Source organism: Candidatus Arthromitus sp. SFB-mouse-Japan (assembly GCF_000270205.1).
Taxonomy (GTDB): Bacteria; Bacillota; Clostridia; order Clostridiales; family Clostridiaceae; genus Dwaynesavagella.
In genome coordinates this window covers 1,123,205-1,142,670 of the sequence record NC_015913.1, presented here as the reverse complement: position 1 = coordinate 1,142,670, position 19,466 = coordinate 1,123,205, and the positions used below count along the sequence as shown (strand labels likewise).

Annotated in this window: 18 protein-coding genes; 15 read left to right on the top strand and 3 right to left on the bottom strand. The window is 30.3% G+C overall.

Annotated elements, in window-relative coordinates:
* Position 1: 1 nt before the first annotated feature.
* Together SFBM_RS05495 and SFBM_RS05490 are read left to right on the top strand one after the other, a co-directional pair.
* Entirely contained in the window at positions 2 to 466 is a 465-nt protein-coding gene (locus tag SFBM_RS05495) for a regulatory protein RecX (protein WP_005805708.1), read from the top strand.
* Positions 467 to 510: 44 nt separating this feature from the next.
* On the top strand, positions 511 to 1,641 hold the full coding sequence (locus tag SFBM_RS05490) for a transglutaminase-like domain-containing protein (RefSeq protein WP_007439689.1): 1,131 nt from the start codon (positions 511 to 513) through the stop codon (positions 1,639 to 1,641).
* 52 nt (positions 1,642 to 1,693) lie between these two features.
* Here the strand turns inward: SFBM_RS05490 and SFBM_RS05485 are convergent, their stop codons facing one another.
* Complete coding sequence (locus SFBM_RS05485) at positions 1,694 to 2,056, bottom strand: tetratricopeptide repeat protein (protein ID WP_005805712.1); 363 nt, start codon at positions 2,054 to 2,056, stop codon at positions 1,694 to 1,696.
* A gap of 162 nt (positions 2,057 to 2,218) precedes the next feature.
* Between SFBM_RS05485 and SFBM_RS05480 the strand changes: the two genes are divergently transcribed.
* From SFBM_RS05480 to SFBM_RS05470, 3 genes are all read left to right on the top strand, one after another.
* Positions 2,219 to 4,876 (top strand): valine--tRNA ligase, encoded by a 2,658-nt coding sequence (locus tag SFBM_RS05480; RefSeq protein WP_014018004.1) that lies wholly within the window; start codon positions 2,219 to 2,221, stop codon positions 4,874 to 4,876.
* A gap of 144 nt (positions 4,877 to 5,020) precedes the next feature.
* The gene (locus SFBM_RS05475; protein ID WP_007439687.1) at positions 5,021 to 6,466 is read left to right on the top strand and encodes a serine hydrolase; all 1,446 of its coding nucleotides are present in this window, start codon (positions 5,021 to 5,023) and stop codon (positions 6,464 to 6,466) included.
* A gap of 108 nt (positions 6,467 to 6,574) precedes the next feature.
* A complete protein-coding gene (locus SFBM_RS05470; protein WP_005805718.1) occupies positions 6,575 to 7,453 on the top strand; it encodes a YncE family protein in 879 nt (292 codons plus the stop codon).
* A 46-nt stretch (positions 7,454 to 7,499) separates the two neighbouring features.
* Here SFBM_RS05470 and SFBM_RS05465 read toward each other — a convergent pair whose 3' ends face one another.
* Positions 7,500 to 8,015: a DUF4364 family protein gene (locus SFBM_RS05465; RefSeq protein WP_005805720.1), complete on the bottom strand. Its 516-nt coding sequence runs from the start codon at positions 8,013 to 8,015 to the stop codon at positions 7,500 to 7,502.
* A gap of 150 nt (positions 8,016 to 8,165) precedes the next feature.
* Between SFBM_RS05465 and SFBM_RS05460 the strand changes: the two genes are divergently transcribed.
* Together SFBM_RS05460 and SFBM_RS05455 are read left to right on the top strand one after the other, a co-directional pair.
* Positions 8,166 to 8,957 carry a polysaccharide deacetylase family protein gene (locus SFBM_RS05460; protein ID WP_005805722.1) on the top strand — a complete coding sequence of 264 codons (792 nt, stop codon included), beginning with the start codon at positions 8,166 to 8,168 and terminating at the stop codon, positions 8,955 to 8,957.
* Between the two features lie 132 nt (positions 8,958 to 9,089).
* The gene (locus tag SFBM_RS05455) at positions 9,090 to 9,746 is read left to right on the top strand and encodes a single-stranded DNA-binding protein (RefSeq protein ID WP_005805724.1); all 657 of its coding nucleotides are present in this window, start codon (positions 9,090 to 9,092) and stop codon (positions 9,744 to 9,746) included.
* 35 nt (positions 9,747 to 9,781) lie between these two features.
* Here the strand turns inward: SFBM_RS05455 and dapD are convergent, their stop codons facing one another.
* Positions 9,782 to 10,495: a 2,3,4,5-tetrahydropyridine-2,6-dicarboxylate N-acetyltransferase gene (gene dapD, locus SFBM_RS05450; protein WP_005805726.1), complete on the bottom strand. Its 714-nt coding sequence runs from the start codon at positions 10,493 to 10,495 to the stop codon at positions 9,782 to 9,784.
* Between the two features lie 145 nt (positions 10,496 to 10,640).
* Here dapD and SFBM_RS05445 point away from each other — a divergent pair, with 145 nt between their 5' ends.
* From SFBM_RS05445 to SFBM_RS05415, 8 genes are all read left to right on the top strand, one after another.
* Positions 10,641 to 11,174, top strand: coding sequence for a cob(I)yrinic acid a,c-diamide adenosyltransferase (locus tag SFBM_RS05445; RefSeq protein WP_005805727.1), 534 nt, complete (start codon positions 10,641 to 10,643; stop codon positions 11,172 to 11,174).
* 24 nt (positions 11,175 to 11,198) lie between these two features.
* Entirely contained in the window at positions 11,199 to 12,338 is a 1,140-nt protein-coding gene (locus SFBM_RS05440; protein WP_014018003.1) for a pyridoxal phosphate-dependent aminotransferase, read from the top strand.
* Positions 12,339 to 12,552: 214 nt separating this feature from the next.
* Positions 12,553 to 12,753, top strand: a complete 201-nt coding sequence (locus SFBM_RS05435) for a hypothetical protein (protein WP_014018002.1) — start codon at positions 12,553 to 12,555, stop codon at positions 12,751 to 12,753.
* A 105-nt stretch (positions 12,754 to 12,858) separates the two neighbouring features.
* The gene (locus SFBM_RS08015) at positions 12,859 to 13,029 is read left to right on the top strand and encodes a hypothetical protein (RefSeq protein ID WP_005805731.1); all 171 of its coding nucleotides are present in this window, start codon (positions 12,859 to 12,861) and stop codon (positions 13,027 to 13,029) included.
* 359 nt (positions 13,030 to 13,388) lie between these two features.
* Positions 13,389 to 13,604: a hypothetical protein gene (locus tag SFBM_RS05430; RefSeq protein WP_005805734.1), complete on the top strand. Its 216-nt coding sequence runs from the start codon at positions 13,389 to 13,391 to the stop codon at positions 13,602 to 13,604.
* A 177-nt stretch (positions 13,605 to 13,781) separates the two neighbouring features.
* Positions 13,782 to 14,636 carry a hypothetical protein gene (locus SFBM_RS05425; protein ID WP_014018001.1) on the top strand — a complete coding sequence of 285 codons (855 nt, stop codon included), beginning with the start codon at positions 13,782 to 13,784 and terminating at the stop codon, positions 14,634 to 14,636.
* A 192-nt stretch (positions 14,637 to 14,828) separates the two neighbouring features.
* Entirely contained in the window at positions 14,829 to 16,349 is a 1,521-nt protein-coding gene (locus SFBM_RS05420) for a hypothetical protein (RefSeq protein ID WP_005805738.1), read from the top strand.
* Between the two features lie 456 nt (positions 16,350 to 16,805).
* The gene (locus SFBM_RS05415) at positions 16,806 to 19,400 is read left to right on the top strand and encodes a hypothetical protein (RefSeq protein ID WP_014018000.1); all 2,595 of its coding nucleotides are present in this window, start codon (positions 16,806 to 16,808) and stop codon (positions 19,398 to 19,400) included.
* Positions 19,401 to 19,466 lie beyond the last annotated feature (66 nt).

Here is a 19,466-nt window from a genome sequence, read left to right as displayed (position 1 = left end):
TATGAGTAGAGAATTTATAATTGCGAAAAACTTAGCATTAAAGTTATTAAATCGGTATGACAAAACGCAAAAAGAAATGAAAAAGTATCTTTTGGATAAATGTGTTGATCCAAATGTAGCAGATGATGTAATCAAATACTTGTTGGAGTACAACTTTATAAATGATTACAGATATGCTAGAAATTACATAAATAAGAACTTATTAAAGTATGGTGAAAAGAAAATATTTTTTGATTTAATTCTTAAGGGATTAGATAATGAATTTTTAAAGGCGGAATTTTCAAAAATATCTGATGAACAAAAGATAGAAATAGGCGTTAAGATATGTCAAAAGAAGTATGATGTAATTAAAGATAAATTTGAGGTATTTAAAATTAGACACAAGCTATTTTGTCACCTAATTGGAAAAGGATATGATTATGACTTAGCGACTAAAATAATAGATCAAGTTTATTTGAAAAATTAGATGATTTTGTTACATTGGATGTCTACTTTAAAGGGGATTACGGGTTGTTTAATTTATTAATAGATACCTTAGACAATGGTATTATATCTATTTTTATTGTGGTATTGTTTATTTTTACTTTGTTTAGAGGAATTGTTAAGTATAATAAGTTACAATATATTTTTCGTGATATTGGATTTTATATAAATGTAATTTCTATTTATCTTGTTTATTTATCTTATGATATTATTGCTTATGAATTATATTATTTGGTTTTGAATGTTTTTAATATAAATCGTGCAGATAATACATTGATTGGATTTATATTGAAGGTAGGATTATTCGTTTTAGTATTTATGATTTATAATTTAATATGTAGGTGTATTCATATTATATTGTTTAAAAACATGGTTATTAAATCTCATAAGTTTTTATTTCAACTTCCAAATATATTTAGATATGTAGTATTTGGAATTATAAAAGCTCCAAAAGCAATTCTTATTGTATTAATTTTTATTTTCGCTCTTAATACATTTTCCATGTTTTTGACAGAGAATAATAAGATTAATAAACTTATAAATTCATCTAACTTATATAAAAGTATATCTAATAGAATTATAGTTCCATTTAAGTATGATTTAAATGAGATCATGCTTAATATTTTTAATCCTATTTTAGATACATTTAATGATATTAGGTCAAATAACATAAAGTATTTGTATAATGGAGTTACGATAGATGAGGCAACAAGAAGTACTGATGAAATTGTAGAATTTGCTGTACAAAGTACGAAAGGACTAGTTAACTCTTATGATAAGGCGAGAAAATTATATGATGATGTGATAAATATGCTTGAATATGATGAGGAAAAATCAAATGATATATTAAATGAAGATTTCAGTAATTTATCTGGAGCTATTTCTGCATTTGAAAGCAAATTGGGAATTTGTTTTGACTATGCGAGCCTTTATTCTGTACTTGCAGAAAGTATACAGTTGCCAACTCGTATTGTGGTTGGTAAAGGATACAATGGAACTAGTTGGATAAACCATGCTTGGAATGAGGTTTACATTGATGAATCAGATTCTTGGATTGAAGTTGATACTACATTTGGTGAGACAGGCAACTATTTTGATATTAATAATTTTGAACAAGATCACATAAGGGAAAGAGTTATATGGGAATTTTCAGTTTAAAATATAATTATAGGGTAGTTTTAATTGGGGGATTAAGACTACCCTTTTATTTTTATTTTTTAGTTTTATCGAATGAATCTAAAATCATAGATATTGCTTTTTTGCATTCATAGTCATCATTATTAATAGCCCATGACCAATTAAAATATGTAAGAGCTTTTGCATTATCACCAAGTAGTGAGTAACAATAAGCCAAATTAAATAGGTACTTATGGTCAAGTTTTATTTCAAGAGCCTGTTTTAATAAATTAATTGCCTCATCATATTCTTTTAATTTTATGTAGCAAACTGCAGAATTATAAAGTGAGCATGCTTCACTTCCTTGGTGTTGAATAGATTTTTTATATAATGAGATTGCCTTCTTGTAATCTTTTTTATTGTAATAATCATTCGCCTTTTTAAAGTAAAAATCCAAAATTAATCACCTCTTGTTAAACTTAATATTATTATTCCAAAAATTACCTTGATTATTCAGTTTAACATATAAATATTTTTGACAATGATATACTATGTGATAAAATATTGATAATGTAGAAGAAAAAAATTAGTGATAATTATGAAGTTTACGGAGGGTTAAATGAGAGAAGAATTAGGTAAGTATAGTCCCGTAGAGTTTGAAAAAGATATTTTTGATACTTGGCAGAAAAATGATTTGTTTAGGGCTAGGGTTAATGAAGATAAAAGGCCTTATGTTATATCAATGCCTCCTCCAAATATAACAGGCAAGTTGCACTTGGGTCATGCTTTGGATTTAACGTTGCAAGATATTTTGATACGTTTTAAAAGGATGCAAGGCTTTGAGGCTTTATGGGTTCCAGGAGAAGACCATGCGAGCATTGCAACTGAAGTAAGAGTTGATAATGAACTTTTAAAGAATGGAATAAAGAAATATGATTTGGGACGTGAAAAGTTTTTAGATAGAGTTTGGGAATGGACAGATGAATATAGGGCAAAAATACGTAAGCAAATTGAAACGATAGGGACGTCTTGTGATTTCTCAAGAGAAGCTTTTACAATGGATAATAACTTGAGCAAAGCTGTTAGAGAGGTTTTTGTAAAGTTATATAATCAAGGATACATATATCAAGGGAATAGAATTACAAACTGGTGTCCAAAGTGTACAACAGCCCTTTCTGATGCAGAAATTGAATATAAAGAAATGAAAGGTAAGTTTTGGCATATTAAGTATCCATTAGAGATCGGAGATGGATATTTAGAAATTGCTACTACTAGACCAGAAACTCTTCTCGGAGATGTTGCTGTTATGGTTCATCCAGATGATGTTAGATATAAAAAGTATATAGGAATGAATGTTATTCTACCTCTTGTTGGTAGAAAAATTCCTGTTATAGCAGATTCATATGTAGATATGGAATTTGGTACAGGGGTTGTTAAAGTAACTCCAGCTCATGATCCGAATGATTATGAAGTTGGTCTAAGACATAATTTACCACAAATTAGAGTGCTAGATGAAAAGGCCTGTGTAAATGAAAATGGTTTTGAGTATGAAGGTTTGTATAGATATGATGCCCGTGAGAGAATAGTTGAGGATTTGCAGAAGAAAGGATTCTTATTATCCATAAGAGATCATGATCATAATGTGAGTTGTCATGATAGGTGTGGAACAATTATTGAGCCTATTATTTCTACTCAATGGTATCTTAAGATGGAGGAACTTGCGAAGCCGGCAATAGAATGTGTTAAAAATAAGGAAATTTCTTTTATACCAGAGAGATTCGAAAAGATATATTTTAATTGGATGGAAAATATTAAAGATTGGTGTATTTCTAGACAGCTTTGGTGGGGACATAGAATTCCTGTTTTTTATTGTAAAGATTGTGATAACGTTATGGTTTCTTCTGATGATTTGGATAAATGTGATAAGTGTTCATCAACAGAAATTTATCAAGATGAAGATGTACTAGATACTTGGTTTAGTTCAGCTTTGTGGCCATTTTCTATTTTGGGTTGGCCGAACGAAACAGAAGATCTTAAGTATTTTTATCCAAATGAAACTTTAGTAACAGGATACGATATTATATTTTTCTGGGTTGCTAGGATGATTTTTTCAGGATTACATAATATGGGAGAAGTTCCTTTTAGAAAAGTATTTATACATGGAATTATAAGAGATTCTCAAGGAAGAAAGATGTCGAAGTCTCTCGATAATGGAGTCGATCCTATGGATGTAATTGAAAAATATGGGGCAGATGCCTTAAGATTTATGCTTATAAATGGAATTTCACCAGGAAATGATATTAGATATATCGAAGAAAAGGTTGAATCTGCATCTAATTTTGCAAACAAGATATGGAATGCTTCTAAGTTTGTCATGATGAATTTGGATGAAGAATTAATTGAGAAGTATAAGGATTGCAATGAATATAGTTTAGCTGATAAATGGATTTTGAATAAATTAAATACATTAGTAGATGAAGTTACAAATAATTTTGAAAGGTTTGAGCTTGGTGTTGGATTATCTAAGATTTATGATTTTATATGGACCGAGTTTTGTGATTGGTATATAGAGTTATCAAAGATTATTTTACATGGTGAAAGTGAGAAGCAAAAAGGAGTTACTCTGAGAGTATTAAGGAGAGTTTTGATAGATTCATTGAAATTATTGCATCCAGTGATGCCTTTTATAACAGAAAAATTGTATGTAAATTTAAAAGATTTTGATAATGAATTTATAACTACGTCTAATTTTCCTGTATTTGATAATAATTTAAATTTTAACGAATTTGAAGATAATATGAATTATGTTATAGAATCAATTAGAGCTATAAGAAATCTAAGATCACAAATGAATATACCACCGTCAAAGAAGGCAAAACTTTATATTGTTCCTAAGGGTAATTTTAGAGATATTTATGTAGAGTCTTTGATTTATATAGAAAAGTTGGGTTTATCAAAAGATATAGAAATTGTTTCGAAGATTGATGAAGAACTTGTAAATTCTAATAAAGTAGTGACGGTTGTTTCATCATCTTCAAATATGTATGTTCCGTTGTTAGATTTAGTTGATATTAATAAGGAGCTTGATCGTTTATCTAAAGAGAAGGATAAATTGGATAAAGAAATTGAGCGTTTGAATAATAAATTATCAAATCAAGGATTTGTGAGTAAGGCTCCAGAAAAAGTTATAAAAGAAGAGAAAGATAAGCTTAGAAAATATGAATCTATGGTTGAGGAAGTAGATAAAAGTATTGCAAATTTTAAGTCTAAGTTTTAATAGAAATAAAGTTACATCTGAATAAATTTGACATTATGTGCAAATAATCTTTCTTGGATTTAAAATTCAAGGAAGATTATTTTATTTATAGAATAAGTATATATATATATATATTTAATAATTTTATAAAATAAGGAGAGAGTGATGAAAAGAATTTCCAAATGTTTTTTAGCTTTGTTTCTAATTTTAAGTATGTGTTTATCTACGTATAAAACTGTGGAAGTATCTTCTAAGGCAAATATGATTATAACTCAAACCTCAGACAAGCTATTAGGAAATTTTATTGGGTCAGCTTACAATATTTTTTATGGACGTGAGGCTGATTCAGATGGATTTAGATATTGGTACAATATGCTTAGTACTGGTAAAGTATCTGCGAGAACATTTATAGAGAAGTTTGTATTGGAGTCTAAGGAATTTTTAGATTCAGTTAAACTTAAGGAAGAATTTATAAGTAAGATTTATAGATTTATATTTGGAAGAGATACGGACAAGCAGGGTAAACAATATTGGTTAGATTATATAGATGGAAGGATTTTATATTACTATAGAAGTGAGTACCCTTCAACATATAAAAATAGTGAGATTCTTATTTTAAGGTGGAATATAAATGATTCACCTAAAGTGATTAGTGATGTTATGAACAAATTAATCTTTAGTGATGAATTTGCTGTAAGGATATCTCTTATGAACATAAAGTTGGACAAGAATAATGTTAATATACCGGTAAATAGGACTGATGCTTTAAGTATATATAATTTATTAGAGAATGATATAAAACTTGTGGATTATACTGATGAGATTGAAAAGAGAAAACAAGAGGCACTAAGACTTGAGCAAGATTTAATCAATAGAGTAGGTTCATCTAGGTTGAAAAATAAAATTTTGACTTATTTAGGAGATATGGTTAATAATGTTGCTGTTTCGTTTTATGACGTTACAACAAAAGAATCATTTGATATAAATGGGGACGTATTATTTAAGGCGGGAAGTACTCACAAAGTACCACTTAATATTGTTTTATATGATCTTGTACAATCTGGTAAAATAAATTTAAATAGCAAAGTTGAATATGTTCATTCACAACATTATGAAGGTGGTTCAGGAGTTTTACAAGGTTATCTAGTGGGAGAATATTTACCTCCACAGACTTTTGCTGAATTATCTAAAAGATCTCTCCTAAATTCAGATAATATTGCAGCTAATATGTTAATAACTGGAATTAATCAGGTTACAAGTCTTTATAGAGAATATGGAAAAATTTTGGAAGAACCATTAAATAGGACAGGCAATCTTTTTTCAACAAATGAGATGAGAAAATTTTTACTTAAGTTATACGAAAACAAGGATAATAATCCTTATTATAAAAATATTATTCAATATTTAAAAGATAGTTCAACAGGTGTTAGAATGGGAAGATATATACCTGAGGGGATTGTTGCAAATAAGTATGGATCATTTCAAGGGAATTATCATGATATAGGAATTGTTTTTGGAGATAGACCATTTATTTTGGTAATTTATACTAAGGATTTAAGTAATGCAGAAAAAGTAATAGCGGATATTTCAAAGATTGTATATGAAAGGTAAGGCATTTAGCCTTACCTATTTTTTATGTAATTAAATAAAAAAACATTTGGAAATAAATTGTTTCTTGAATATCATGAATTGTTGAGCAACTATTGGAAAGGGGAATCTATGAATGATTTGTATATTTGTAATGGATTATCAAATTATATTTCAAAGATTAATTTAACGGATAGTATTCATCAAAAAATACATTTAGAAGATGAAAATAAAATTATAGGAATACATGGAATTGATTTTTTAGATGATAAAATTTATATTGCAGGAAATAATAGTTACAATTTTTATGAGATTAACATAAATACATGGGGAATTAAATCTTGGGAAATTGGAATGTTTACGAATGACTTAAAGATTATAGATGATTTTATTTATTTAATATGTAGTGATACAAATTGTCTTGTGGTCTATGATATGACAAACAAATGCTTGTGTTATCAGATTGAATGTGGAAATTATCCACAAAGTATGGAGATAAACAATAAATATGAAGTGATCTGTGTTACAAGTTCCAAGAGTGATCAAATAAATATGATTGATTATAAGATTAACGATGTTATAAAAAATATTAGGACGGGAAACTTTCCAATGAATTCAAAATTTTATAAGGATAGTAAATATATCTTTGTGTGTGAGAGTAACTTTGGTGATGAAATTAATGGAACTTTTAGTATTTATGATTTTGATACAGGTCAAAATTATAAGAGTATAAAATTAAATACACCTGTAGATATGTATATTGATTATGAATCGAAATCCGTTTTTGTATCAAATTATTTAGGAAATTGTGTAAGCATAATAGATTTGTTAGAATTGCGAGAGATCGGTAGGATATATGTAAATGGAAATCCGAGAGGAATTTATAAGAATGGGAGATTTTTATATGTTGTGTTAGGAGATAAAGAACTTTTAATTAAATATGATTTGTATACCCGTAAGAAGGAAACTATAAGGATTGGTGAAGATCCATCTAGAATATATGGGTATTAAAAAAATGATACTTAGAATAAGCGAATCTTTTTAGCTTAACTAAGTATCATTTTTTTTGTTTAGTTATGGCAGATAAAATTAAATTATAAATATGATCAGAATTATCTTTGCAATTTTTGGTTATTAGTTGAATTTGATCTTTGGATTGATTAGGTATAATTAAATTTAATATAGGTTTATTATTTTTTAAAAATGTGACTTCCAGGTTATTGGATTTGATATTTACCTCTGATGAAATGATTTGATTTTTCTTTTCGATTGCTGACATATAATTTTTGAAACAATCGATTTTAAACTTAGATATTCTATTTTGAAACATTTCGAGTATTTTTCTTCCAAGGGGTGCGATTTTATATAGTTCTTCATTTTTTGAATGTATAATTATTAAATATTCATTTTCGACTAATTCAATTAAATATTGCTGGAGCAAAAAATAATTTAAAAAATTATTACTCAGTATGATATCTGTTATACAGTCATTTGAGCAAGGGTGTTTTAATTTTTTTATTATATATAAAATCAAAAGTTTATTATCTGCAAGTTCTATGATATCTTTCAGCATAAATCAATTCACCTCATTAATCATATATAGTTATTCTAATCTTAAAAGCTAAATAATACAAATAAAAATATTTTTGTTTTTTTAAATTTTTAATATTAAAAACTAAATTAGCATATATTTTACATAAAATAATTAATTAGGAGGAAAAAATTGGGTAATAAAATTAAAAATAAAAAGAAGGTTAAATATTCATTTATTGGAACAGCTTTTATGTTATTCTTATCAGTAATAGTTACATATGTGTATTTTTATAATCCAACGGTACTTACATTTAGCAGTCAAAAATCATTACCAATATATAGGGTTGATACGGAGGAAAAGAAAGTTGCTATAACTTTTGATGTGAATTGGGGGAAGGATTATACGATGCAAATATTAGATATATTAGATAAATATGATTCTAAGGCATCGTTTTTCTTGATTGGAAAATGGATTGATTATAGCAAAGAGAATGTTGATCTTGTTAAAGAGATGAATAAGAGAGGGCATGAGGTAGCAAATCATAGTAATATACATCCAGATTTTACAAACATAGATAGAGATAGAATAGTTAGAGAACTTGAGATAACTGATAGTAAAATTTATGAAATTACAAACAAGAGAAGCAAATTATTTAGATTTCCTAAGGGAGAGTATAATCAAAATTCTGTTGAGATAGTTAAGAGTTTAGGATATATTCCAATTCAATGGGATGTTGATTCTATTGACTGGAAAGAAGATGGATTGGAGAGTGAATATCAACGTGTAAAAAATAAACTCCAAGCTGGATCAATTGCACTGTTTCATACTAATGCTAAAAATACACCAGAGAATTTAGAGCGGATATTAAAGGAGTTTAAAGATCAGGGATATGAATTTGTTACATTATCTGAACTTTTATATAGAGAAAATTATGAGATAGATAATATGGGTGTCCAGAAACAATTGAAAAATATTACTTAAATGTTAATAAAATTAAAATATTGAAAGATATGTTAATGAATTTTATAATGTATTGTATACAATCAAGGTAATAAAAAAAATCCTATCTAATATACATATTAGAGAACAAAAACTAATGTGGAGAGGTGTATTATGGATATAAACCTAGTTAATAATAGGATATGGCTCGAAGGAAAGGTAGTAGATGAACCTAAATTTAGTCACGAAATGTTTGGAGAAGGATTTTATAATTTTGACATAGAGGTTATGCGTTTAAGTGATTCGAAAGATGTTTTGAGTGTAACTATATCAGAAAGAATAATGGTTGGAATAGATTTTTCCATTGGAACAGAGATAATGTTGGAAGGTCAATTGAGATCTTATAATAAAATTGTGGATGGGAAAAATAAATTAATATTAACTGTTTTTGCTCGTAATGTTACTCCTTGTACAGAAAGAAGTAAGAATCCAAATGAAATTTATTTAGACGGTTATATTTGCAAACAACCACTCTATAGGACAACTCCTTTTGGTAGAGAAATTGCTGATGTACTTTTAGCGGTTAATAGAGCTTACAATAAATCTGATTACATACCTACTATAGCATGGGGAAGGAATTCTAGATTTTGTAAGAATTTACAAGTTGGAGATAATATAAGAGTTTGGGGACGACTGCAAAGTCGAGAATATCAAAAGAAGATTTCTGAAACTGAGAAAGTAACAAAGGTAGCATATGAGGTGTCAGTCTCTAAAATGGAAAAAGTAGATAAAGATAATAGAGTTGTTGATTCGTCTGAGGATGTTGGATAGAAGAAGGCCATCTTATGATGGTCTTCTTCTGTTTTTTAGAGACTTCTTAGATCTTCTAAGATTTTAGTTCTATCTTTTACCGCTTGATCTATTTCTTTAATAATTCTTGCAGGAGAACCAGTTACAACTGTATTTGGAGGTACATCTTTTGTTACGATAGCACCTGCTCCAACTACAGAATTTTCACCAACACGTACACCTTCAAGTATTACAGCGTTAGCGCCTATAAGAACATTATTTTCTATTACACATGGTTCTTTTGATGGTGGTTCAAGAACTCCTGCTACAACAGCACCTGCTCCTAGGTGTACATTTTTGCCGAGTTTTCCACGAGCACCAACAACGGCATTCATATCAACCATAGTACCTTCTCCAATTTCAGCACCTATATTTATAACTGCTCCCATCATGATTATACAATTCTTTTCTATTGTTACCATATCTCGAATTATTGCACCAGGCTCAATTCTTGCCTCTATATCTATTAGATTCAGCATTGGGATTGCAGAGTTTCTCTTTGAATTTTCAATTCTATGTCTATTTATTTTAGATTGATTTTTGGATAGAAATGAAATAATGTCTTCTTTTTCACCAAATAGAGTGTAATTTCCGTTTGATCCGTAAAATTCTAAATTATTAAAATCTTCGTCTGTTAAATTTCCCTTTAAGTAGACTTTTAAAGGAGTTGATTTTTTAGCATCTTTTATGTATCTTGCGATATCATAAGGATTTTTCATATCGTAATTCATTTAATATTATTCCTTCCTTTTTGTTAATTCATAAGTATTATACATTATATATTGATGATTTTGGATGGTAGGATAAAAAATAATTAAATAGTAATGGATTAATATAAAAGTGTAATGTAAAATTTATGTTAGAGGAGGGAAAGGCTTGGAAAAGAATGGATATATACATATTTATATGGGAGACGGTAAGGGGAAAACTACATGTGCTTTAGGACTTGCATTTAGGAGTATTGGAGCGGGGTTTAGAGTTATGATGGTTCAATTTCTTAAGAATTGGCACACGTCTGAATTGGATAGCATTAAACTTTTGGGTGATAGATTTGAAATTTATAGGATTGAGAGCAAAAAGAGTTTTACTTACAATCTCAACGAAGAACAGCTTAATTTGCTTAGAGAAGAAATTAAAGTTGAATTGAATAAAGCTAAGGAATTTATAAATTCAGGAAAATACGATTTGATAATTTTAGATGAGGTTCTTGGTGCAATTCAAGGAGGATTTATAGATGAAGCCGAGATAATTGAAGTTATGAGGAATAAGCCGAAGAGTCTTGAATTAGTTTTGACAGGTAGAAATGCATCTCAAACTTTAATAGACAATGCTGATTTGGTTAGTAAGATTGATAAAGTTAAACATTATTATGATGATGGCATTTTAGCTAGAGTCGGCATAGAATATTAAAAGTTTTTAGGAGGATTATTTGTTATGAATAGACATATGAAAAATGTTCAGTATTCTGGTATAAGAAAATTTTTTAATGAGGTTAGGAATTACCCAGATGCCGTTTCTTTAACAGTAGGACAACCTGATTTTAAACTTCCAAAGTCTCTTAAGAAAGGAATTTTGAGAGCTTTAGATGAGGGAAAAACTTATTATACTATGAATCAAGGAATACCTGAGCTTAGAGAGAGGATATCTAAATATTTGGATGATGAGTATTCTATAAAGTTTTCTAAAGATGAAATGATTTTAACCGTTGGTGGAAGTGAGGCACTTTTTGTAACTTTCAATACAATTTTTAATGAAGGAGATAACGTTTTAACTCCGAGTCCAGGTTATCCTGCGTATGAAAATACTCTTAAATTTGTAGGAGCTAATCCTGTTTTTTATAGTGTGAATAAGGATGGTAAAATTGATTTTGATAGGATAGAAAGCGAGTTTAAGAGTAAAGATATTAAAGGAATCGTAATGTGTTTTCCGAACAATCCAACGGGAATTGCTCTGACTGAAGACGATAAGAAGAAGTTTTATAGTATTTTATCTAAGTATCCATATTGTAAAATAATAAGTGATGAAATGTATAGTACTATCATTTATGATAAATTTGAAACTATTTGTGAATATGAGGATTTATTGGATAGAATAATTTTGGTTTCTGGATTTTCCAAGATGTTTTCTATGACAGGATTAAGGCTTGGATTTATTTGTGCAAAGAGTCCGTATATAGAGGAGCTTAATAAAGTTCATTTATATGCGACATCTTCTGCTGTATCTATTGTTCAATATGGTACTTTGTATGGTTTTGATGAGGCTCTTAGAGATGTTGAAATAATGAGAGAAGAGTTTAGGGTGAGAAGAGATTTTATATATGATAGATTAATTAAAATGGGATTTAGAGTTGAAAAGCCGATGGGAGCGTTTTATATTTTTCCATCTCTTGATGGTATAACTAATGAGAAAAGTTATGATTTTTGTGTTGATTTGTTAAAGAATGCGGGAGTTGCTTGTGTTCCTGGTAGTGCTTTTGGTGAAATGGGTGAGGGATATATGCGACTTAGTTATTGTAATTCTATTGATGAACTTGAAAGAGGACTAGTTAGAATTGAAAATTATATAAATAGATAAATTTTGTTAAGAGGTTTTTCAACCTCTTTTTTTGTTGATATCAATTTATTTCTAAGAAGATTTAAAGGCAAACAATTTTATAATTATCGAAAATATTGCGAAAAAAATTATAAAAAAAGCTAAATGTTGTAAAAAATAATGATATAATTATCACAGAAACTTTAATAAATTAACTAATTATTTACATATTTATTTTAAAGGGAGAATTAATAAAATGAATTTTAAACGCAAGAGAAGTATTGGAATTTATAGTGGTAGTCTTTGCATGTTATCAATGATCACTGCTGTTTCTTTATATGCAAATGGGAGTAAGCAAGCTAATGCAATTTTGCCTGGCATCGAACCAAAAACTAGTGCCACTATTCAAAAAGTTGCGATCTCACTTACTAGTGGAGTAGGTGGTCTTAAAGTTTAGCCTGATCCTGAAAATCCATCAAAACATATACTTGGTTTAAAGGATCCAGCAGGTAATTTACACATATATTTAGGACAAAATACACCTAAGACAAAAGTATTGTTATTGGGGAATTCTGAAGTTAAGACACAGGATTATGTAGGTAGGGATGGTTCAACTAAAAAAATTATTTTACAAACAACTGATGGTTTACCATTTAGAACCAGTAGTAGTGGATTAGGGACTTCAACTTCTACCAAATCATTAGTGTCTACATCTAGTGGGGGACAAAATTAAAATATGTATTTAGAATTTGAATTTATTGGGAAATATTAAGTTGATATTTCCCTTTTTTATTATTTGAATCTTAGAATATTTATCAAAATATGAACTAAATTTAACAAAAAAGTTAAAAAATGATGAATTTTATTAAAGAAGATGATATAATTGTTAGTGAGAATAAATTAGACAATTGAGATTAGGAGTCCGATTAACTTTAAAGTATAAAAAAGGAGAAATATGTAAATGAATGTAAAAAATAAGAAAAGAGCTATAAAGTATGGTGGACGTCTTTGTATGTTGTCAATGGTTACTGTTGCTTCCTTGTGTTCAGCTGGAATTAAAGAAACTATGGTAGTAAAGTAACTTATCCTAATTTGTATGATTCGGGTACTGATAGCCCAAGGCCTTTAGCTGATAGTGGGTTTAGTGGTAGCAGTGGAGCTGGATCTTTGAGTGCTCCAACAAATAATGTAGAATCGGGACCACAAGGTATGTTTCCTACTGTAGTATCTGGAATTAATGGTGGCAATGGTATTGATTCTACTAGGCTAGGTGCAAGACCTAAGAACTCAACTACAAGGAATAACTAATCTCTTGTATTTTATTTAGAGGCCGTAAGGTCTCTTTTTTAAAAATTTTAGATAAAAATTGAAAAAATAGTGCAATTTTGTAAAAAAAATATTATAATTGTTACAGAAAAATGAACTTATATGTTATGGTTTATGATATTGATTAATTTTAAGTTATTTGGAAAGGAGAATTGATGAATGAATAAAAGAAAAGTTGTGAAATATAGTGGGTGTCTTTGTATATTGTCAATGGCTACTGCTGTTTCTTTATGTGTAGTTGGATCTAAAGATGCCAATGCTACAGTTGGTGGTGGTGCTCTTTTTTCATTGACAAAAATGTTTAGAGGCATTGGTGATAGTCTTAATTCAGGAGTTGTTGGTGTAAAGAAAATTATTAGTAGTAAAACAAGTAGTGGTTTAAAAAATAGGGGTCTTTCTGTTAGACCATCTGCTTTTGGTTCAGGATATAAGATTGTTTCACTAGTTAGCCCAGATGGTACAAGAAAGGTATATCCTAATCAGCCTTCGAATCCTAAAGAGAAATTGTTATGGTTAGGAACTCAAGGATTTGGTATACAAAAATATGTGGGAAGCGATGGAAGTGAGCATGGATTTATTTACAGATCTAACCCACAAAGTGAATCAGGAAAATTATCTGGTCTTAAATTGTCAACGCCACAAACTCCTACACCAACAACTAGAACTGTAACTAAAATTAAGTTGACTAGTACTGGTAGTCCTTCTACTAAGAGTTCTAGTTCAGGTGCTTCTACAAGCACTAGCAGTACTACGACTGGTACATCTGGTACAAGTAGTAGATCCAGTGTTACATCAAGTTCTTCTTCTATGTCATCTAGCTCAGTTACTTCTACAACATCTAGTAGTACAAGTTCTTCTAGAGGCCTTACTTCTAGTGTAGATCAAAGTTTACTTTCTCTATCAGGTGATAAGACAGATGGATATTCAAGACCTGGTGGAGGTAGAAAACATAGACCTGGTTTAGGAGGTTATATTCCAAATTTTCCTACAATAGAGGAATCAAGTTTAGAATAGGAAGTAGTTAAGTAGAATTTTAAGAGATCTTCGGATCTCTTTTTTAAATAAAATTTTATAAGTGTGAATCAAATTAAAATAAAATTTAAAAAAATTAAATTTTATGAGAAAAGTGGTATAATTATTTCGAAACAATAAATTAAATAAAAATTAATCATTATTTAAAATTTGATTGATAAAGGAGAATAATACATGGATGTCAACAAAAAGAAAATTAGAGTTTATGGTGGAAGTCTTTGTGCATTATCAGTGATTAGCGCTGTTTCTGTATATTTATCTAAAGGTGAAGATGCTAGTGCTATGGTCAGAAACATGATGGCTAAGCTTACTTCTTCAGCATCAGGTTTAACTAGGAATATTCTTTCTACTTCAGGTAAAATAACTGGTCTTAGAGTTTCCGATGATCCTACATCACCAGTAAAGAAACTTGTTGCACTTTTTGACTCTGAAAATAATAAAACAAAGTTATATCCTGGACAGGGTCCAGCACCTAAAGAAAAATTGTTGTGGAAAGAAGGTACATACGGTGTACAGAAATATACGGGGAGTGATGGGCGACAGCGTAGATTTATGTATAAAACTAGTTCTTCAACTACGTCTACAGCTCCAACTAGTACTGTATCTTCTTCAACTATGCCTGTAGCTTCAACAAGTAGCGGCTCTTCTTCATCTGTTTCTGGTGCGGGACAATCTACAGGTTCTTCAACTCAAAGTGGAGGACAATCTACATCTTCAGGAGGTACTGGAACAGGAAGTGGGAAATTTACATCTAGGTTAAATTTATATGTGATTAAAGAAGGAGATAAGGTTAAGTTTGTAGAGAAAGATAAAGTTACGGTTAGGAATCCTAGCTTTTTAGAACAATCTCTAAATATTTATAATAGGTTTAGAGATGGTAACACAGGTACAAGTACAACGCCTGTTTCCAGTGGTGGTACAAGTGTATCAACTTCAACACAGACTCCTATGACAACTACAGTTACAACTTCTACGCAAACTACTGGGATAGGTACAGCTCCTGTACAAACACCTAGTTCAAGAGCACAAACAATAGTAGTAACTAGCACTGGAACTACTCCGACTTCGACTGTCAGTCCTTCTTTATCAACTGGGACAACTAGTAGTATAAGTATAGGCACTACTACTGCAACTAGTAGCGGTTCAAGTACGAAGACACCAACATCAAGTACAAGTACGACTCCAGCACCTACTACTAAAAGTACATTAAGTGGGATTAGATTGTCATCACCACAACCATCTATAACTGGTAGGAATGTGATTAAATTAAAAGGATCTTCAACTAGTAGCACAAGTACAAACACTACTCCAGTAACTACTACTGCAACTAGTAGCAGTTCAAGTACGAAGACATCAAGTACTGGTGTAGGTGCAAGCACAACTACAACTGTGATGCCTGTTTCTAGTAGCAGTACAAGTAATATTCAAACATCTGCTTCAGGAGCACAAACAACAGTAGTAACTAGCACTGGAACTATTCCAACTCCAACTGTTAGTCCTTCTTCATTAACTGGAACAACTGGTAGCACAGGTACAAGTACTACCTCAGTAACCACTACTACAACTAGTAGTAGTGCTTCAAGCACGAATACAGCAACACCAAGCACAAGTACATTAAATGGGCTTAAATTGTCATCACCACAACCAACTCCAAATAGTAGGAGTGTGATTAAATTAAAAGAAACGTCAACTTAATGGCACAAGTACGATTTCATTACCAGCTACTAGTTCAGAGACAAAAGTAACTACTACTTCTTCTGACGGAGGATTTGAAAGGTTCATATAGAGGTCTTAAGAATCTATTTACTTAGCAATTTTTAGAATCTGTTAGTAGAACTACAAATCGACTGGAACAACTAGTAGTTCAACAACTTCAACTGGTTCAGGACAATTGTAATAACGTCATAATAAATTGAATTTATTGAGAGATCTTAGGATCTCTCTTTGAGAAAGTAAATTTATAAAAATTTGAAAGAGATCATATGATCTCTTTTTTTAAGTTTTTTAGCAAATATGAATTAAATTTATATAAAAAATTAAAAAATAATGAATTTTGTCAAAAATAATGTTATAATTATTACAAAAAAATGAATTAAGCAAGAAGGATTAAGTTGTTTTTTAATTTTAATTATTAAAGATGGAGGAGAATACATGGCTGTTAAAAATAAAAAAAATATCGGACTGTATAGCGGAAGTCTTTATGTATTATCAGTGGTTGCGACCATGTCTTTATATTTTAGTGATGCTGAGAAAGCAAATGCCACAGTTGGAAGTAGAGTAGGTTCTGTAGTTAGCAGAGTTACGAGTAGTTTGATTGGCAGAACTGGAAGTGTAGTAACTAGAACTGGAAGTGGTTTGGGTTCTAATACTGGTTCGAGTGGAAGAGCTTTGACTAATCCAGCTGATAGTGGTCTGAGATTAGCGACAACAGTAGAAACTAATATTCCAACGTCAGGACAAGGTCAATTTCCAACACATAAAGTTACGCATAAGTTTGGAGTTAATGTAGATGAATTTGTACCTGTAGGACCTATTGATCCAAATAAAAGGTATGTTCAATATGTTACTTCAAGTGGTGAATTAAGGACATATGAGAGAAATATGGCAACTAGATTTGAATTGTTCTTAAAAGGAGAAATTGGAAGAGATAAATATGTAGATCCTACTACTGGAAGAGTGACAAGTTACATATATCGTTCTAAACCAAAATGGATAATTGGTTCAGATATAATTCAAGCACAACAAGCTAAACTTGAAGAAACAGGATCTATTAATAGTGTTAACTCTGCTGTGAGTTCAGTATCAAGTGTAAGTGCAAATAGTAGTGCAAGTAATGTAGCAAGTAATAGGGTAACTTCTAGTTTGAATTTAAATATGGTTAAAAATCCTGATGGTGGTGTAAGTTTTGTAGAAGATAAAGGCAGTGTTGGAACGGTTAAAGTTAATAATCCAGAACTTATTGCTACAGCTCAAAAAATAGCTGGTGGATTAAAAGTAAATGAAAGAACAAATGTTGTTTTAAGGAATCCAGATAAATCTACTCAAACACCTGTTGTACAAGTTACTAATACTTCTTCACAAACTGATAGTCAAAGTTCACAATCAGGAACATCTGGTACTTCTGTAGGTACAGTTAAAGTTAATAATCCAAGTGTTATGGATGTAGCAAAACAAATTGCATCGAAATTAAAAGTAAGTAGTGGAACAAATGATACACTTACAGGAAGTCCAGATAAATCTACTCAGACACCTATTGTAAAAGTTACTAATACTTCTTCACAAACTGATAGTCAAAGTTCACAATCAGTAACATCTGGTACTTCTGTAGGTACAGTTAAAGTTAATAATCCAAGTGTTATGGATCCAGCTAGAAATTTAGCAAGCAAGTTAAAAGTGAAGGATACAAGTTCAAGTTCTACTGGAACTTCAGGAACTTCTCAAACTGGACAAGTGACGACTCCATCAACTTCAACTTCTTCTAGCAAACAGGTAACATCAACAATGACAAGTCCGACTAGTTCTGGAAGTGAAGATGGACAACATTCAACTCAAGGAACTTCTGGAGTTAGATATCGTACTGAATTAAGGATACAAATTGGAGGAAAAGATTCTAAGCCGGTATATACAGAATCAGTGAAAAACGTTACTTTAAAAATTCCACAGACTTCAGGTACACAAGGAGATGTAACCAATGTAACTGAAACTGATAAAGGTAGTATACAACAAACCCCTACAGGTACAGTTTCGTTTAAAAATCCAGTTTATGAAGAGCAAACTAAATTAATTTTTAGCAGACTTAAAACAAGTCCTGAAACAAAACCTACTGATCAAGGAAATACAACAACTTCTAGTAGTGGAGTAGTAAAGCTTGGTAATACAGGTGTAATTGGTGCAGCTCAGGGTTTAGCAAACAAGTTAAAAGTGAAAGAAACGGGTTCAAGTTCTAATGAAACTTCAGGAACTACTCAAACTGGACAAACATCAACAACAAGTACGCCTCCTAGATTTACTTCTTCGGTTACTATTACGCCATCTGCTCCTACAAGGGGGGGATCTACTGCTAGTGGCGTGAAAACTGAAACATCATCAACTTCAACTACAACGCCATCTACAGGGGGTCAAGGTGGACAAGTGACACCATCAACGCCAACTTCAACTAGTACTGGAAGTAAGGATGGACAAACATCATCATCAACAACAGTTACGCCTACTAGATTTACTTCTTCGATTACTATTACGCCATCTGCTCCTACAAGGGGAGGATCTAGTAATAAAGACAGCGTGAAAAAATCAAATCAAATTTTACTAACTGGAACTGCTCAAATTATTAGTTCCGGTCAAAAAAAAAATATAGATAGTTCATCTACTGGAACTTCTTCAAGTGCTTTGGTTAAGACTAAAAGTCCAGAAAGAGGAGATACGACTCATTTGCAGAGAACAGTGACTGTATCAGATACTACATCAGTTGTAAAAGCAGGTAAAGTACAAGCCCTTTCTACTTATTTTGAAACAGCATCTGAAGAGGATAAAAAGCCAAAAGCTTCTAATATGAATGGGAATATACATTATAGTGTTGGAAAACAAGATGGTAAATTACAAGTTTTATCTAAGACCGTAGAAACTAATCTAACTGATGAGGATATTTCAAAACTTAAAGTAGATCAAAACTTTGCTGGTCAATTAAATAAGCAATTGGCTGATGGATATCAGAAAAGGTTTCAAGAAGCTCAGAGAAACTATCAATAAATAGTTGGAATAAAAACACCTTTTAAGGTGTTTTTATTTTTGAAAATTAGAACCTAATTTTAAAAG

Coding starts and splice junctions, on each gene's coding strand:
- SFBM_RS05495 (WP_005805708.1), top strand. CDS start 2: ATGAGTAGAGAATTTATAATTGCGAAAAACTTAGCATTAAAGTTATTA.
- SFBM_RS05480 (WP_014018004.1), top strand. CDS start 2,219: ATGAGAGAAGAATTAGGTAAGTATAGTCCCGTAGAGTTTGAAAAAGAT.
- SFBM_RS05475 (WP_007439687.1), top strand. CDS start 5,021: ATGAAAAGAATTTCCAAATGTTTTTTAGCTTTGTTTCTAATTTTAAGT.
- SFBM_RS05470 (WP_005805718.1), top strand. CDS start 6,575: ATGAATGATTTGTATATTTGTAATGGATTATCAAATTATATTTCAAAG.
- SFBM_RS05465 (WP_005805720.1), bottom strand. CDS start 8,015: ATGCTGAAAGATATCATAGAACTTGCAGATAATAAACTTTTGATTTTA.
- SFBM_RS05455 (WP_005805724.1), top strand. CDS start 9,090: ATGGATATAAACCTAGTTAATAATAGGATATGGCTCGAAGGAAAGGTA.
- dapD (WP_005805726.1), bottom strand. CDS start 10,495: ATGAATTACGATATGAAAAATCCTTATGATATCGCAAGATACATAAAA.
- SFBM_RS05440 (WP_014018003.1), top strand. CDS start 11,199: ATGAATAGACATATGAAAAATGTTCAGTATTCTGGTATAAGAAAATTT.
- SFBM_RS05435 (WP_014018002.1), top strand. CDS start 12,553: ATGAATTTTAAACGCAAGAGAAGTATTGGAATTTATAGTGGTAGTCTT.
- SFBM_RS05425 (WP_014018001.1), top strand. CDS start 13,782: ATGAATAAAAGAAAAGTTGTGAAATATAGTGGGTGTCTTTGTATATTG.
- SFBM_RS05420 (WP_005805738.1), top strand. CDS start 14,829: ATGGATGTCAACAAAAAGAAAATTAGAGTTTATGGTGGAAGTCTTTGT.
- SFBM_RS05415 (WP_014018000.1), top strand. CDS start 16,806: ATGGCTGTTAAAAATAAAAAAAATATCGGACTGTATAGCGGAAGTCTT.